This window comes from Halorubellus sp. JP-L1 (assembly GCF_011440375.1).
Taxonomy (GTDB): Archaea; Halobacteriota; Halobacteria; order Halobacteriales; family Natrialbaceae; genus Halorubellus.
This window is the reverse complement of record NZ_JAAOIR010000001.1, coordinates 635,076-648,621: the sequence shown is the minus strand read 5'-3', so window position 1 is coordinate 648,621 and position 13,546 is coordinate 635,076. Positions and strand designations below refer to the sequence as shown.

Annotated in this window: 13 protein-coding genes; 4 read left to right on the top strand and 9 right to left on the bottom strand. The window is 68.7% G+C overall.

Going from position 1 to position 13,546, the window contains the following annotated elements; translation table 11 throughout:
- Positions 1-118: 118 nt before the first annotated feature.
- Complete coding sequence (locus G9C85_RS03305; RefSeq protein ID WP_166036885.1) at positions 119-334, bottom strand: hypothetical protein; 216 nt, start codon at positions 332-334, stop codon at positions 119-121.
- Between the two features lie 128 nt (positions 335-462).
- Here G9C85_RS03305 and G9C85_RS03300 point away from each other — a divergent pair, with 128 nt between their 5' ends.
- Positions 463-2,139, top strand: coding sequence for a lipopolysaccharide biosynthesis protein (locus G9C85_RS03300; RefSeq protein ID WP_166036883.1), 1,677 nt, complete (start codon positions 463-465; stop codon positions 2,137-2,139).
- A gap of 13 nt (positions 2,140-2,152) precedes the next feature.
- Here G9C85_RS03300 and G9C85_RS03295 read toward each other — a convergent pair whose 3' ends face one another.
- The 8 genes from G9C85_RS03295 to G9C85_RS03260 all read right to left on the bottom strand — a co-directional run bounded on the left by G9C85_RS03295 (position 2,153) and on the right by G9C85_RS03260 (position 9,146).
- Complete coding sequence (locus G9C85_RS03295; RefSeq protein ID WP_166036881.1) at positions 2,153-3,007, bottom strand: hypothetical protein; 855 nt, start codon at positions 3,005-3,007, stop codon at positions 2,153-2,155.
- 108 nt (positions 3,008-3,115) lie between these two features.
- Positions 3,116-4,030 carry a hypothetical protein gene (locus G9C85_RS03290; protein WP_166036879.1) on the bottom strand — a complete coding sequence of 305 codons (915 nt, stop codon included), beginning with the start codon at positions 4,028-4,030 and terminating at the stop codon, positions 3,116-3,118.
- Positions 4,031-4,162: 132 nt separating this feature from the next.
- The gene (locus G9C85_RS03285; protein ID WP_166036877.1) at positions 4,163-5,062 is read right to left on the bottom strand and encodes a winged helix-turn-helix domain-containing protein; all 900 of its coding nucleotides are present in this window, start codon (positions 5,060-5,062) and stop codon (positions 4,163-4,165) included.
- A 238-nt stretch (positions 5,063-5,300) separates the two neighbouring features.
- Positions 5,301-5,495, bottom strand: a complete 195-nt coding sequence (locus G9C85_RS03280; protein WP_166036875.1) for a cold-shock protein — start codon at positions 5,493-5,495, stop codon at positions 5,301-5,303.
- Between the two features lie 114 nt (positions 5,496-5,609).
- On the bottom strand, positions 5,610-6,689 hold the full coding sequence (locus G9C85_RS03275; RefSeq protein ID WP_240148771.1) for a phosphotransferase family protein: 1,080 nt from the start codon (positions 6,687-6,689) through the stop codon (positions 5,610-5,612).
- Positions 6,690-6,770: 81 nt separating this feature from the next.
- The gene (locus G9C85_RS03270; protein WP_166038930.1) at positions 6,771-7,349 is read right to left on the bottom strand and encodes an NAD(P)H-dependent oxidoreductase; all 579 of its coding nucleotides are present in this window, start codon (positions 7,347-7,349) and stop codon (positions 6,771-6,773) included.
- Positions 7,350-7,503: 154 nt separating this feature from the next.
- Positions 7,504-8,145 (bottom strand): halocyanin domain-containing protein, encoded by a 642-nt coding sequence (locus G9C85_RS03265; RefSeq protein ID WP_166036873.1) that lies wholly within the window; start codon positions 8,143-8,145, stop codon positions 7,504-7,506.
- Positions 8,146-8,327: 182 nt separating this feature from the next.
- Positions 8,328-9,146: a GNAT family N-acetyltransferase gene (locus tag G9C85_RS03260; RefSeq protein ID WP_166036871.1), complete on the bottom strand. Its 819-nt coding sequence runs from the start codon at positions 9,144-9,146 to the stop codon at positions 8,328-8,330.
- Positions 9,147-9,915: 769 nt separating this feature from the next.
- Here G9C85_RS03260 and G9C85_RS03255 point away from each other — a divergent pair.
- The 3 genes from G9C85_RS03255 to G9C85_RS03245 all read left to right on the top strand — a co-directional run bounded on the left by G9C85_RS03255 (position 9,916) and on the right by G9C85_RS03245 (position 13,540).
- Positions 9,916-10,689: a hypothetical protein gene (locus G9C85_RS03255; RefSeq protein ID WP_166036869.1), complete on the top strand. Its 774-nt coding sequence runs from the start codon at positions 9,916-9,918 to the stop codon at positions 10,687-10,689.
- 272 nt (positions 10,690-10,961) lie between these two features.
- On the top strand, positions 10,962-12,314 hold the full coding sequence (locus tag G9C85_RS03250; protein ID WP_166036867.1) for a ribonuclease J: 1,353 nt from the start codon (positions 10,962-10,964) through the stop codon (positions 12,312-12,314).
- A gap of 116 nt (positions 12,315-12,430) precedes the next feature.
- On the top strand, positions 12,431-13,540 hold the full coding sequence (locus G9C85_RS03245) for an alanine--glyoxylate aminotransferase family protein (RefSeq protein ID WP_166036865.1): 1,110 nt from the start codon (positions 12,431-12,433) through the stop codon (positions 13,538-13,540).
- Positions 13,541-13,546: the final 6 nt, after the last annotated feature.

Below are 13,546 nucleotides of genomic sequence, written 5' to 3'. Positions count from 1 at the left end.
GTGCGGTCGTCCGCCACTCGGGGCCCACGACGAACGCAGGCCACCACTCCGGCCAGTATCCACGACGAGCGCACGCCGCCACTTCAGTCGGTATCCTCGCCAATGCCTCGCAATCTCTTCAATCAGTGTCCTCGACGCCGGAGACGAACGTCGTCCACACCGACGACGCGAAAAGCACCACCACGAGCGCGAACGCGACCAGGCCAAACGGCGCCGCGAGCAACTGCGCGGTCCGGAACCCGAACGCGAGCCGACCGAACCCAAGGGTGACGAACGACGCCAGCACGCACCCGAACGCGACGAACGCGAGCACGACGAACCGGTTCCGATCCATGCACTCGAATCGACGCGGCGCGACCAAGTCCGTTTCCGTTCGACCGCGACTCGACCGCTAGCGATTACCACGAGACGCCGTCTCTAGGCATCACTGGACTTATTCCGGAGAGTACGGAAGGGGGTGGCGTGACCGCGGACGCGACCGACGACGAGCCCGCAGCGCCCTCCAGCCCCGACCCCCGCGACGACGGCGACGACGAACGCGCCGCCATCGTGAGCGACGGCGACGACGAACGCGCCGCTACCGTGAGCGACGGCGACGTCGAGGCGCCGACGGACGCGCTCGTCGAGTCGCGCCTCGAGGACGCGCTCGAACGCGTCGCTCACGGTGCGACCGTCTCCGTCCCCGGCATCCTCGCCGAGCGCGGGCTCTCGGTCGCGTTCACGGCCGTCCTCACGAACGGCCTCGGCGCGAGCGCGTACGGCGTGTTCGCGCTCGCACGCCGCAGTCAGTCGTACCTCCTCCACCTCGCGTTCGGGTTCAAGAGCGGCCTCAGTCGGTTCCTCCCGAACGCGGCCGACGACGCCGAACGCGACGCGCTGATCGCGTTCGCGAGCGTCCTCCTGCTCGCCGTCTCCGTCCTCTTCGGTGCCGTCCTCTACGTCGCCGCGCCGACCGTCGCCGGCCTCGTCGACGTCGGCCGCCCCGGCCAGTTCGAGACGCTGTTGCGGGTGTTCGCCGTCGGGATGCCCGCGATGACGTGGCTGTTCGCCGTCGGCGAGGTGATGCGCGGACTCGAGGCCGTCGGGCCGCTCACGCTCACGATGCGCGTCGGCTTCCCGCTCGCGCAACTCGCGGTCGGTGGCGTCGGCGTCCTCGTGTTCGACGACGCCGTCCTCGTCGCGGTCGGCGTCGTCGCCGCGTACGGCGTCGTCGGCGTCGGCGCGATGGCGTGGCTCGCACGCGACCGCGGCATCCGCCCGCGACTCAGGGGGCCGGACGTCCGCGCGCTCTGGCACCGGTACGTCGCGTACACGCTCCCGCTGTTCGTCGGCGGGTTCGCGACCGTCACCCAGCGCCTCGGGTTCTACCCGCTCATCGCGTGGTTCCTCACCGGTCTCGCCGGCGGCGTGTTCGCGGTCGGGGTCCTCGTCGGCTCGCTCGTCCGCCTGCCGCTCATGGCGATCAATCAGTTCATCCCGCCCGTCGCGGCGGAACTCAACGAGTCCGGGCACGCCCGCGCACTCAGCCGACTCTACCACGTCACGAGCCGGATGGTGCTCGTCGGCGTCACCGGCCTCTCGGTCCCCGTCGTCGTCTACCGACGCGACGTCATGGCGGTGTTCGGCGACGCGTTCGTCCCCTACGCCGACCTCCTCGCCGGATTCGTCGTCGCGCAGTACGTCGCGTGCGCCGCCGGGAGCGTCGGCATTCTCCTCGCGATGACGGACAACCAGCGCGCGCTCCTCGTCGTCAACACCGCCATCACCGCCGCGCTCGTCGTCGTCGCCATCCCGCTCACCGCCGAGTTCGGTCTCCCCGGCCTCGTCGGGACGTACGTCCTGATGCTCACGCTCAACAACGCCCTCGAGGTCGTCGTCCTCTACCACCTCGAAGGGCTCCAGCCGCTCACGCGCCGGCACGGCTACACGCTCGTCGCCGCCACCCCGCTCGCAGCCGCCGCCGTCGGCGCGCGCGAACTCCTCCCTGGAGCCGCGGGCATCGCCGTCGGCGTCCTCGTCGGCGTCGCCGCGTACGCCGCCACACTCCGCTGGTTCGGGTTCACGCCCGTCGAACGCCGCCTCGTCGGCACGCTCGCCGACCGCTACCGCGGCGCGCTCGACGGCATCGTCGTGAGATGAGGACCGCGAGCGGTCACTCGAACAGCGTCAACGGTATCGTATGCTCGCCGTCGCGTTCCCACGTCCGTTCGGCGACCTCGAGGCCACTCATCCGACACACCACGGGGAGCGAGTCGATCGTCTTCGCGAGATGCCCGGTCAACCGCATCGTCGTCGCCGCCTCGAGGTCGACGTCCTCGAACCCCATGACGGTTCCACGGGCGCTCCCACCGAACCAGCGGCTGACGTCTTGTCGCTGCTCCGGATTGAACCGGTACGTCCCTCCGTAGAACGTGAGGCCTTCTTCGGGGCCACCGACGTTGTAGGTCGCGAGCGTCCCGGTCGGCGACTCGATGGCGATCTCGTAGCAGACGTACGACCACGCCCGCGTTCTGTGCGACGGCGAGTAATCGGCCCCCCACTCGAGCGCGAGGGGGGTCGTGGGCGTTCCGAGCGTCTCCTCGAACACGACCTCGCGGCGGTCCGATGCGCGCAACTCGACGGAGACCGTCCGTTCGCCGACGTCGAGCGCGTCCACCGGGACCACGGCCGTCGTCTCCGCTCCCGCGTCGACGGTCACCGACTGCGTCGACTGGACCTCGCGGTCGAACAGCAACAGCAATTCGCCGTCGAACGACGTCGCCGCGCTGTTGTCTATGTGGACGGTGATCTCGCCAGCTGTCGCGCTCCCTATCTGTTCGGTCATCTCCGCCGACGCGACCAGCTCGGATGCAGTCGTCGTCACCTCCGCGGTCGACGCGGGCGCCGTAGTGATCGACTCCCCCCGAACCGTCGACTCGCCAGTGCTCGTCCCCCGGCCGCCCTCGAGCCGGAGACACCCCCCGACCACCGTCGGGACCAGCGCCCCAAGCACTCCCCTTCGTTTCATTCGTAGGTAGGTACCAGCCTCGTGACCTAAAAGTTCCGTCCGTCCGTGCTCGGGGACGGGACGGCTGACTCGCAGCGAGCGGACCGCTCGCTCGAGCGTGCGGCGACGCTACTGGTCGACCGCGATGGAGACGACGTACTCGTCCGTCGATTCGGTCCAGGTCCGCTGATCCGTCTGGCGGTCGCCGACCTCCGCAGTCACGGGCATCTCGTCCGGCTCCGGTGATACGTGCCCGACGAACCGGAGCGCGTCCGCGTTCGCCAGGAGGCCCTCCTCGAACCCGACGACGGTCCGCTGCTCGGGGCCACCGAACCAGCGCCACTTCTCGCCGTCGTTCTCCTCCGGGTCGTACGTCCCCTCGAGTCGCCTCGGTTCGTCCTCGATCACGCCGACGTCGTACGTCTCGATGGCTTCCCCGGCGCGTTCGAGCACGAGCTCGCGACAGTAGAACGCGAGCCTGCGGTCGTCCGTCGAATCGGAGTCCGGGTCGTCGCTGGGCACGTACGACGCACCCCAGTCGACCGTGACGGCGTGTCGCGCCGGGGGGAGAGACCCGTCGACGAGCACCTCCTCCGTGGACGCGCCCGTAACGACCAATCGCATGGAGTGGGTCTCGAGGGACTCGACGGTCAGATCGAACGCGACGGTCGCCGCGGTCCGAGATCTGAGCGTGACGGATTCGATGGCTCGCAGCTCGCCGTCGAGACGCAACTCGATCTCGCCGTCGAACTCGACGTCACGGTCGTTCTCCACGCGAACGGCGATGCGCTGCGTTCGACCCAGGACGAACGGCTCGGGTGCCTCGACGACTTTCGCGTACACGCCCGGTTCGCGGGTGGCCTCTACCGACGACTCCGTCGAGGCCGCGTCCGCGTTGGTCGACGTCGCCGCGGTGGTCCGCGACGCGGTCTCGATGCTCGCCGACGCCCCCGTGTTCGTGGCCGTCCCTCCGGAGTCAGTCAACCGGAGGCATCCCGCGAGCGACAGCGACACCAGTCCCCCGACGACGCTTCGTCGCTTCATCGCCGTGGACAAGCGCCCCCGTGACCCTAATCCTTCCGAACGAACACCTCACGGAACCGGTTCGAGGTCGAGTCGGTGCCCCTCCAGCGGTGACTGCCCCTGCCTTCTCACCGGCAGTTCCCGCACTCTGCGTCAGTCTCCGACAGGTTCCCGACGCAGGTCGCTCACGGTCGCGTCCGACTCGACGGTCGCGACGACGCGCTCGCCCTCGTGCGCGACGACGACCCGGAGCCGGGGCGGGTCGTGCGAGACGACGTCGACCGACGGCACCGGGACGTCCTGCCAGACCGCCCACGACGGCTGGCGGTGCACGTCCAGTCCGTGCTCGTACAGGAACCCCTCGACGGCGGGATGCATCGTGACCGGCGTCGCTCCGCCGGTCCGGACGCGGTCGCCACAGCGCCCGCACGCGAACTCCAGGTGCGCGGGCTGCCCGGCGAACGCCCCGTCCTCGGCGTCGCCCACGACGACGCGCCCGGTCATCCGTCCCGCGCACGTGTGACAGAACCCGGCGAGGACGCCGTCGACGACGTGCAGCATCCACCGGTCGAACGCGAGCGGTAACGCCGCGCCGTCGAACTGGTCCAGACTCCCCGGCGGGAACGAGAACTCGTTGAACCACTCCCCGCAACTCGTACAGGACGTCGACACCGTCTCGTCGGCGTACGACGCCTCGATCGCGGCCCCGCAGAACGGGCACGCGCCGTCGACGGGCAGCGAGTCGACGGTCGCGTTCGCCGTGTACGTCCCGGCGTGCATCGCGCCGACGATCTGTCGCCCGGCGTACGTCAACTCGTAGCCGTCCGCGGCCTTCCGGACGAAGGACCCGACGAGCTTCCGGAGGTGGTAGTTGAACTGCCCGGAGTCCTCGGTGCCGACGCGCTCGCGGAGCGCGGAGAACGACAGCGCGTCCTCGGGCGCCTCGCCCATCGCTCGGAGGATGGCGATTCGCGTGTCGTCGCCCAACAGGGCGAACGTCTCCTCGGGCGACCGACGCCGGATCGCGGCGGTCGTACTCGTCGTCTCGTTCATGCCGAAGAATCGTCGGGAGACGATATCTCGCTATCGGTGAACTCGCAACCGCACGCTACCGATTCGCTCCGAGTACGGAATCGTCGATAGCGCGTCGCTCCGAGTCGAACCTCGGCGCTCGCGCTGTCGAGTGATAGTGTGTGTGACGAGTGTTACCCCGTCAGAACGGAATCGTCGTCGCCGCGAATCGCCTTCGAAACCGCATCGAACGACACCGACGGCGGGTCGGAAACCGAGTTTAAAGTCGCGTCAGGTTCGTCGCACGCGGACCCTTGTCCGCCTGCTCGATGCTGAACTCGACCTGCTGTCCCTCTTCGAGGTCCGGGCCGCCGACGTCTTCCATGTGGAAGAACACGTCGTCGTCCGCTTCGTCCGTCGAGATGAAACCGTAGCCGCCAGTGTCGTTGAAGAAATCAACTTCGCCTTCTGCCATTGCGACCGTACTGAATGCCGGGGGACCATTAAGACTTGCGCGAGACGCGCTACCACGACCACAGGCGGGGCGTCGGCCGAACGGAGTTGTTGCTCTCGTCCCGGGAGCGTGCGGTTAGATGCGTTCGTGGACGAACTCGCGGTGTTCGGCTTCGACGGCGTCGCGTTCGGCGGGCGTGGCGTCCCGGTACCAGAGCGGGAGACAGGCCATCGCGCCGAGGCGCGCGCCGAACTCGTAGGCGGCTATGCGGTCGCGGACGGCGTCGGTGAACGCCCAGTCGTCGCTGCGGGCGTCGCGGTACGTACGCCGGAACAGGTCGCGGCGCGCTTCGAGGGTCGACTCGTCGGGGTCGTCCGCGTCGAGGAGGTGGAACTCGGCGTTCGCGAGGTTGTTCGCGGGTTCGCGCGCGCTGAGGTTCGCCCAGTCGAGGACGGCGTTCGTCGCGCCGGTGTCGGGGTCCACGAGGAGGTTCCCGTACCGGTAGTCCCAGTGGCAGTACGTCGGTGGATCCGGTTCGGAGAGCGCTCGCACGGTCTCTTCGACGTGCGCGCGGAGGTCGTCGGCGAGGTCGGCGAACCGCCGGGGGTCCTCGGCGAGTTCGGGGAAGTAGCCGCCGTCCTCGAGCGCGTCGATGGTCTCCATGCAGTCGTCGTGGAGCTGCTCGCGGTCGTCCTCGTACCGGGGGTGGTCGTCGGTGTCGAGCACCGCGAGGTCGCCGTCGTGGACGCCGACGGTGCCGACCGCGGGAAGCGGCCCGCACTCGTGGAGTGCCGCGAGGTGCTCGGCCGCGGCCTCGATCACGCGTCGCTGGGCGGCCGCCGAGAGCGCGCTCGCGTCGCCCTCGTACGTCTCGCCTGGGACGTGCTCGGCGAGGTAGAACGGCGCGGGGAGGTCGTCGTGGGCGTCACAGAACCCGTACACGTCCGGGACCGGGATCTGGGTCTCGCTGGCGACGAACTCGAACAGGCGCGGTTCCGAGCGAGCGACCTCGGGGTCGACGAGGTCGGCGGTCGTCGCCTTCAGGACGACGCGACGGTCGCCGGTCGGCGTCTCCACGTCGAGCGTCGCGACGAAGTCCGTGCCGTGCTCGCTACGCTCGACGCCGCGCACGGTCCACGCCGGCCGGAGCGCGGCGACCATCTCGCGCACCGTCGCGTCGTCGACCGCTCCACCAGGTCCCTCCGCGTCGGTCATGAGAGAGGGAGGCGCGGCCACCGGCAGAAACCTTTGGGTGCCTCGCGACCCGCTGGCATGCAACACGCCACCGTGGGCCTGTCAGTCGCCGGTCGCTGGCGCGCGCCGGATTTCCGGGTGCTCGTCGACGCGCGCGTAATCGACGACGTCGCGGCCGAGTTGCTCGACGCGGGCGGCGACATCGTCGTCGGCGATGCCGTCCGCGCGAACCGTCGAGTGCGAGGACGGGACGGCGACCTCGACGGGGAGCGTCCACGCGTTCAGCGTGCGGGCGACCGTGCGGAGGTGCGCGAGCGCGCTCCCCGGGAAGGTCCCGCCCGCGACCTCGAGGAGGCCGATGGTCTTCCCGGCGAACTCGTCGCGTCCGAGGTAGTCCAGTGCGTTCTTGAGCACGCCCGAGTACGACCCGTGGTAGTTCGGGGTGCCGAGGACGATCGCGTCCGCGTCGTCGACGATGTCGCGGAGCGTCGGTGCGTCGCCGGCGTCGCCGTCGTCGGCGTCGAACGGCGGGAGGTCGTACGCGTCCAGGTCGACGAGGCGCGTCTCCGCGCCGCGTTCGCGGGCCGCGTCGAGCGTCGCGTGGAGCGCGACCCTGGTCTTGCTCGCGTCGCGTCGACTGCCACAGAGCGCCACCACCGTCGGTGCGTCCTCACTGAGCATCGTCATCGTACTCGTCGTAGCACGGGAACCGGGAAAAGCGGTCCCTGAAACGCGTTCCTGTATGATTCCTGAGATTCCCGCGTGAGGTGCGCGAGCATCGCGACGGGGAGCGCACGCATCGCGACGGGGAGCGCGGGCGCGCTCGCTCGATGGCTCACTCGACCGCGACGCCGCCCTTCATGCCGACGGAGAGGTGTGGCTCGCAGTGATAGAGCGCGACGCCGGCGGAATCCATCGTCTGCTCGAACGTCTCGCTGTCGCTCTCGACGGGGTCCCCGGAGGAGAACTCGTAGTCGGACGCGTCGATCTGCTCGCCGGGTTCGGCCTCGACGTTGTGCGCGCCCCCTTCGCCGGTCCACTCCCACGTGACCGTCGTCCCCGTGGAGACGACGACCGCCGGCGGGTCGAACGCCAGTCCGTTCTCGCCCGCGCCGACGGCGATCTCGAGCGCGTCCGCGTCGCGCTCGTCGACGACCGACCCGTCGTAGTTCGGGGCGGCCGCGCCGACGCTCTCGGTCGTCAGCCACTCGTCCAGGTCCGGGTACTCCGACCCGGCGACTCCGTCGCCACCGTTGCCGTCGGTCCCGGTTTCGTCCCCGTCACCGTCGGTCTCGGTGTCGCCGGCGTCCGTCTCGGTGGCGTCACCGGCACCGTCGCCATTCTCGGCCCCGCCATCGTTTCCTTCCCCGTTCCCGTCACTGGGGCCGGAACAGCCGGCGAGGCCGATGGTACCCGCTGCTGCGCTCGCCCCGAGCGTTCGCAGAACCGTGCGACGTCGTACTGGATCGTCCGACATACGTCGACGGACGCTCCGACGGGGAAAATAGCCCACAGAGCGTTCATCGCCATACACGACCGCTACCGGAACCCGACGATGCCCTTCGGACGCTCGCGCGACGATCGTTCACGGGGACGAGCCGTCCCCGTCGCGACCCGTAACCCCTTGCTACCACTGGTCGATCAACTTTCCGTCGCGAGTTACTCCAGCCAGATCGCGAGCTGGGCCTCGTCGACGAACGCGTCGTCGATGCAGTAGTGGTCCTCGCGCGTCGACTCGACCGCCCAGCCCGCGTTCTCGAGGAACGCGATGGCGCGTTCGTTCGACGCCGGCACGTTCTGGTACACCTTCCGGAGCCCGCGGTCGCGCGCCCAGTCCAGCCCGTGCTCCATGAGCGTCGACCCGATACCGTGCCCGCGGTACGCCTCGAGGACGCCGACGGTCAGCTGTGCGGTGTGGTCCATCATCGGCACCTGCACGGCCTCGACGTGCAGCCACCCGACGATCTCGTCGTCGACGGTCGCGACGAAGAACACGCGGTCCTCGCGGTCGTTCTGCCTGAGCAATACCTCCTCTCGGGTCACGTCCGACGCCAGCCGCGACGCGACGACGTACTCGTCCGCCACGGCGATGGTCTCGACCACGTCGACGATGCCCTCGATGTCCTCCTGTACTGCGGCGCGCACCGTCGCCTCGGCGTCCTCGATGCCGTCGTCCTCGACGTCCTCGACCGTGACCGTCGTCGCGTCGGCCTCGACGGGGTGCGCGACCCTGAGCTTCCCGTCGCGCTCCGCGAGGTAGCCCTCGTCCTCGAGTCCGGCGACGTGCTCCGCGAACACGCCGGGCGGCATCGGGATTGACGGGTCGAGTTCCGCGCCCGAGCGCGCCGGCTTCGAGTTCGACGGCGCCTGGACGAGGAGGTTCCGTCGCGCCGTCTCCGGGTCGACGGCGCCGTTCCGTTCGACGTACTCGTAGATCTGTCGACGCCGGTCGCTGTCGAAGTCCGTCGTGGAACCCATGTCACTAGCCACCACATCGACGAGGAAAGTTCTTCGTCCCCTTCTCGAACGGTCGACGTCGAAGGCGCGACGGTACCGACTCGTTACCGCGCGATCGGCGACGCCGAACAGCAGGTTGGTCCGCGCCGGCCGCACCGGACGGACCGACGAGTCGTGCAGTCCCGCGATGGCTAGCGCGGGTCAACGGTCTCCAGCAGCGACGCACTCGCGCGCTGCGGTGGCGTTTCCAGCCCTCGGCCACGTGGGCTTCATCGGGCGACTCGCCTCGTACTGGGTGGACGCCTCGCTACTCGTCCAGGGACACGCCACGGTTGCACTGGGCACCGCTTAGTGCTTGGGGTTTCAACCGCTGGCTCCGCTCGCTCTCTGCGCCGATCGGTTCCCCGGTCGGCGTCCGCCGACGCGTGCGTACTGGACGCCGATGAGCCCGCACCGACTCGAACGAAAGCGGAGCCTGCACCGACCCGAACGAAACGTATATACTCCGACCGGCGATAGTTTCGGGGAGAAACCGGGCGTGTCCCGTCCTTTCTCCGGTAGCCCATCGGTGGGCTCGCGGCCCGGCGAGCTCATCTCTCTGCGACGTACCGCTTCGATCGCCGGTCCGCTCCGGTGGCGGTGGTCTCCCGCGACGGGACTCGAACACACGTGTCCACCACTCATGACCGACCCACGCTCACGTCCGTCGACCGATCGAATCGAACTGGCCGCGCGTCGCACGTCGACCGACTCCGCGGGACGCGTCCTCGCGGACGGAGGTGCGTGACCGATGCCGTCCGACGATCGCGCTCTCGAAGCTCTGCCGGTCGTCTCCCCGGACAGTCTCCCGAACACGCTCGCCGACGGCCAGACGCTGCTCGTCGCCTGCCCCGGACGCCCCGCCGAATTCGCGTTCGGACTGCAGGCGCTCTCGCACGTGGTCGAAGCCGACGACACGGCCGTCATCGTGACCACGGCCGAGAGCGCGAGTCGCGCCATCGAGACGTACGACTACTTCGCGGCCCATGCGGCCGACGCGACCGACGCGGCCGATGCCGCCGATGCGACCGATGCGTCCGATTCGGCCGACGCGGCCGATGCCGCCGATGCGACCGATGCGTCCGATTCGGCCGACGCTCACGACGCGAACCTCGAGGTCGTCGACACGGCGTCTGAGGTCCAGTCGCTCGACGCCGTCTACGACGAGGTCCCGACGATCTTCACGCCCGCGCCCGGCGACCTCGAACGGCTCGCAGTCGCGCTCTCGGACCTCACCGACCACCCCATCGCGGCCGACACCGACCGGCACCTCGTCGTCCGCTCGCTGACGCCGATCCTCGAGTCGACACCCACCGAGCGCGTTCGCGCGGTCCTGGAGCGGCTCGTCGGCATGCGAACGAACGGCGGCGTCTGCCTGCTCGGCATCGACTACACCGCGCACGACCAGGCGACCGTCGACGAGATCGCCGCGCTCGCAGACGGCGTCCTCTGGCTCTCGCAGCCGACACCGGGGACCGTCGACGTCGAGTACGGGCAGCCGGTCGACAGACACCGCACGCGCTGACTCTCGCTGCGACCCCCTCGATCCAGCGACCGAGCGCCATCGGGGGACGCCAGCGACGGTCGCTCCTCGACGAACGCTTCCGGATACTACTTACGTCGGGGTGCGTTACGTGCACGTAACCGTAACGCGCGTCGTCCCCGAGAAGGACGAGGTGAGGCAACTGTCGACGCCGGACCGAACCGGCCGCTGACGCTGTGCTCGTTCGTCCTGCTCTCCTCCCCACAGGCGATCCCGAAACGGGTTCTGGGATAGCGTCGAGCGGACACATACCTATGGAAATCGAAATTGCGACAATCGGCGGCTACGAGGAAGTCGGTCGGCAGATGACTGCGGTCCGCGCGGGCGAAGACATCGTCGTCTTCGACATGGGCCTGAACCTGTCGAAGGTCCTCATCCACGACGACCTCCGTACCGAACAGATGCACAGCCTGGACCTCATCGACATGGGGGCGATCCCGGACGACCGCGTCATGAGCGACCTCGAGGGCGACGTCAAGGCGATCGTGCCGACGCACGGCCACCTCGACCACATCGGCGCCATCTCGAAGCTCGCGCACCGCTACGACGCCCCCGTCGTCGCGTCGCCGTTCACGATCGAGCTCGTTCGCGACGAGATAGAGGACGAGAACAAGTTCGACACCCAGAACGACCTCGTGGAGATGGAAGCGGGCGAGACGATGACGATCGGCGATTCGGGGCAGGTCGAGCTCGAGTTCGTGAACGTCACGCACTCGATCATCGACGCCATCAACCCCGTGCTACACACGCCCGAGGGCGCCGTCGTGTACGGGCTGGACAAGCGCATGGACCATACGCCCGTCATCGGCGACCCGATCGACATGGAACGGTTCCGCGAGATCGGTCGCGAGGGCGACGGTGTCCTCTGCTACATCGAGGACTGCACGAACGCGAACAAGAAGGGCCGCACGCCGAGCGAGAGCGTCGCCCGGGAACGACTGAAGGACGTCCTCTACAGCGTCGAGGACTTCGACGGCGGAATCGTCGCGACGACGTTCTCCTCGCACATCGCGCGCGTGAAGAGCCTCGTCGAGTTCGCTCGAGAGATCGGCCGCGAACCGATCCTGCTCGGTCGATCGATGGAGAAGTACTCGGGGGCCGCGTCGCGACTCGACGGCGTCGACTTCCCGGACGTCGAGATGCAGGGTCGCCGCCAGGGCATCGAGCGGACGTTCCAGCGCATCATGAACGAGGGCAAGGAGAACTTCCTGCCCGTCGTCACCGGCCACCAGGGCGAGCCCCGCGCGATGCTGACGCGGATGGGTCGCGCGGACACGCCGTACGAACTGAGCGAGGGCGACAAGGTCATCTTCAGTGCGACCGTGATCCCGGAGCCGACGAACGAGGGCCAGCGCTACCAGTCCGAGAACCTGCTCGGGATGCAGGGCGCTCGCATCTACGACGACGTCCACGTCTCCGGCCACCTCTCGCGGGAAGGCCACTACGAGATGCTGCAGGCACTCCAGCCCCAGAACGTCATCCCCGCCCACCAGGACATGAAGGGCTTCTCGGGGTACGTCGACCTCGCGAGCAGTCAGGGCTACAAGCTCGGCCGCGACCTCCACGTCACCTCGAACGGGAACATCATCCAGCTCGTCGAAGAGTAAGTATCCCGTCGGAGGCCGCCGCTCTCGACGCCGTCGCTGGCGGTCGCCACATGGGCCGGTATCACAACTACCATGCGCCCCGGCGACGCAGGTCCGCGTAGTAGGTGGCACCCCACATGGAGAAACGCGAATACGCCGAGGACTACCCCGAGAAGACGCTGTACATCCCCGGTCCGACCGAGGTGCGCGAGGACGTCATCGAGGAGATGGCACAGCCGATGTTCGGACACCGGATGGACCGGATGACGGACCTCTACACGACCATCGTCGAGGACACCAAGGCGTTCCTCGGCACGAACAACGACGTCGTTATCCTCACGGCTTCCGGCACCGAGTTCTGGGAGGCGTCCACGCTCAACCTCGTCGACGAGAACATCCTCGTGCCGACGTGCGGGAGTTTCAGCGAACGGCACGCGAACGTCGCCGAGCGCCTCGGGAAGGACGTCGACCGCCTCGAGTACGAGTGGGGCGACGCCATCAAGCCGGAGGACGTCCGCGACGTCCTCGAGTCGAGCGAGAAGCAGTACGACGTCGTCGCGACCGTGATGAACGAGAGTTCGACGGGCGTCCGCAATCCGATCGAGGAGATCGGTGACGTCGTCGCGGAGTACCCGGAGACGTACTTCGTCGTGGACGCGGTCAGCGCGCTCGGCGGCGACCACGTCGACATCGACGCGCACGGCATCGACGTTATCTTCGCGTCGTCCCAGAAGGCGTTCGCGATGCCGCCGGGGCTCGCGGTCTGCGCGGTCAGCGAGGAGGCGTACTCGCGCGAGGTCGGGAAGGACTCGGCGTCGTGGTACGGCGGCTTCCAGCGCACGATCGACTACTACGACCGGAAGGGCCAGACGCACTCGACGCCCGCGATCCCCGTCATGCTCGCGTACCGCGAGCAGATGAAGCACATGCTCGAGGAGGGCCACGAGGAGCGAAGCGAGCGTCACCGCGAGATGGCGGAGTACACGCGCGACTGGGCTCGCGAGCACTTCGATACGTTCCCCGAGGCGGGCTACGAGTCCCAGACGGTGTCCTGCATCGAGAACACGCAGGGGATCGACGTCGCCGCTACGATCGAGGGGGTCAGCGAGGAGTACGACTACGTCTTCTCGAACGGCTACGGCAGCCAGCTCGGCGAGGAGACGTTCCGGATCGGGCACATGGGCGAGCACGACCGGGACTCCATCGAGAAGCTCACGGACGCCATCGAGGACGTCGCCGGCCTCTGACCGGTC

What these genes read in the sequence shown, in the direction of transcription:
- G9C85_RS03265 (WP_166036873.1), bottom strand. Translation starts at nt 8,145, where the DNA reads ATGTCGGACGATCCAGTACGACGTCGCACGGTTCTGCGAACGCTCGGG.
- G9C85_RS03295 (WP_166036881.1), bottom strand. Translation starts at nt 3,007, where the DNA reads ATGAAACGAAGGGGAGTGCTTGGGGCGCTGGTCCCGACGGTGGTCGGG.
- G9C85_RS03260 (WP_166036871.1), bottom strand. Translation starts at nt 9,146, where the DNA reads ATGGGTTCCACGACGGACTTCGACAGCGACCGGCGTCGACAGATCTAC.
- G9C85_RS03270 (WP_166038930.1), bottom strand. Translation starts at nt 7,349, where the DNA reads ATGCTCAGTGAGGACGCACCGACGGTGGTGGCGCTCTGTGGCAGTCGA.
- G9C85_RS03305 (WP_166036885.1), bottom strand. Translation starts at nt 334, where the DNA reads ATGGATCGGAACCGGTTCGTCGTGCTCGCGTTCGTCGCGTTCGGGTGC.
- G9C85_RS03255 (WP_166036869.1), top strand. Translation starts at nt 9,916, where the DNA reads ATGCCGTCCGACGATCGCGCTCTCGAAGCTCTGCCGGTCGTCTCCCCG.
- G9C85_RS03245 (WP_166036865.1), top strand. Translation starts at nt 12,431, where the DNA reads ATGGAGAAACGCGAATACGCCGAGGACTACCCCGAGAAGACGCTGTAC.
- G9C85_RS03290 (WP_166036879.1), bottom strand. Translation starts at nt 4,030, where the DNA reads ATGAAGCGACGAAGCGTCGTCGGGGGACTGGTGTCGCTGTCGCTCGCG.
- G9C85_RS03285 (WP_166036877.1), bottom strand. Translation starts at nt 5,062, where the DNA reads ATGAACGAGACGACGAGTACGACCGCCGCGATCCGGCGTCGGTCGCCC.
- G9C85_RS03280 (WP_166036875.1), bottom strand. Translation starts at nt 5,495, where the DNA reads ATGGCAGAAGGCGAAGTTGATTTCTTCAACGACACTGGCGGCTACGGT.
- G9C85_RS03275 (WP_240148771.1), bottom strand. Translation starts at nt 6,689, where the DNA reads ATGACCGACGCGGAGGGACCTGGTGGAGCGGTCGACGACGCGACGGTG.
- G9C85_RS03250 (WP_166036867.1), top strand. Translation starts at nt 10,962, where the DNA reads ATGGAAATCGAAATTGCGACAATCGGCGGCTACGAGGAAGTCGGTCGG.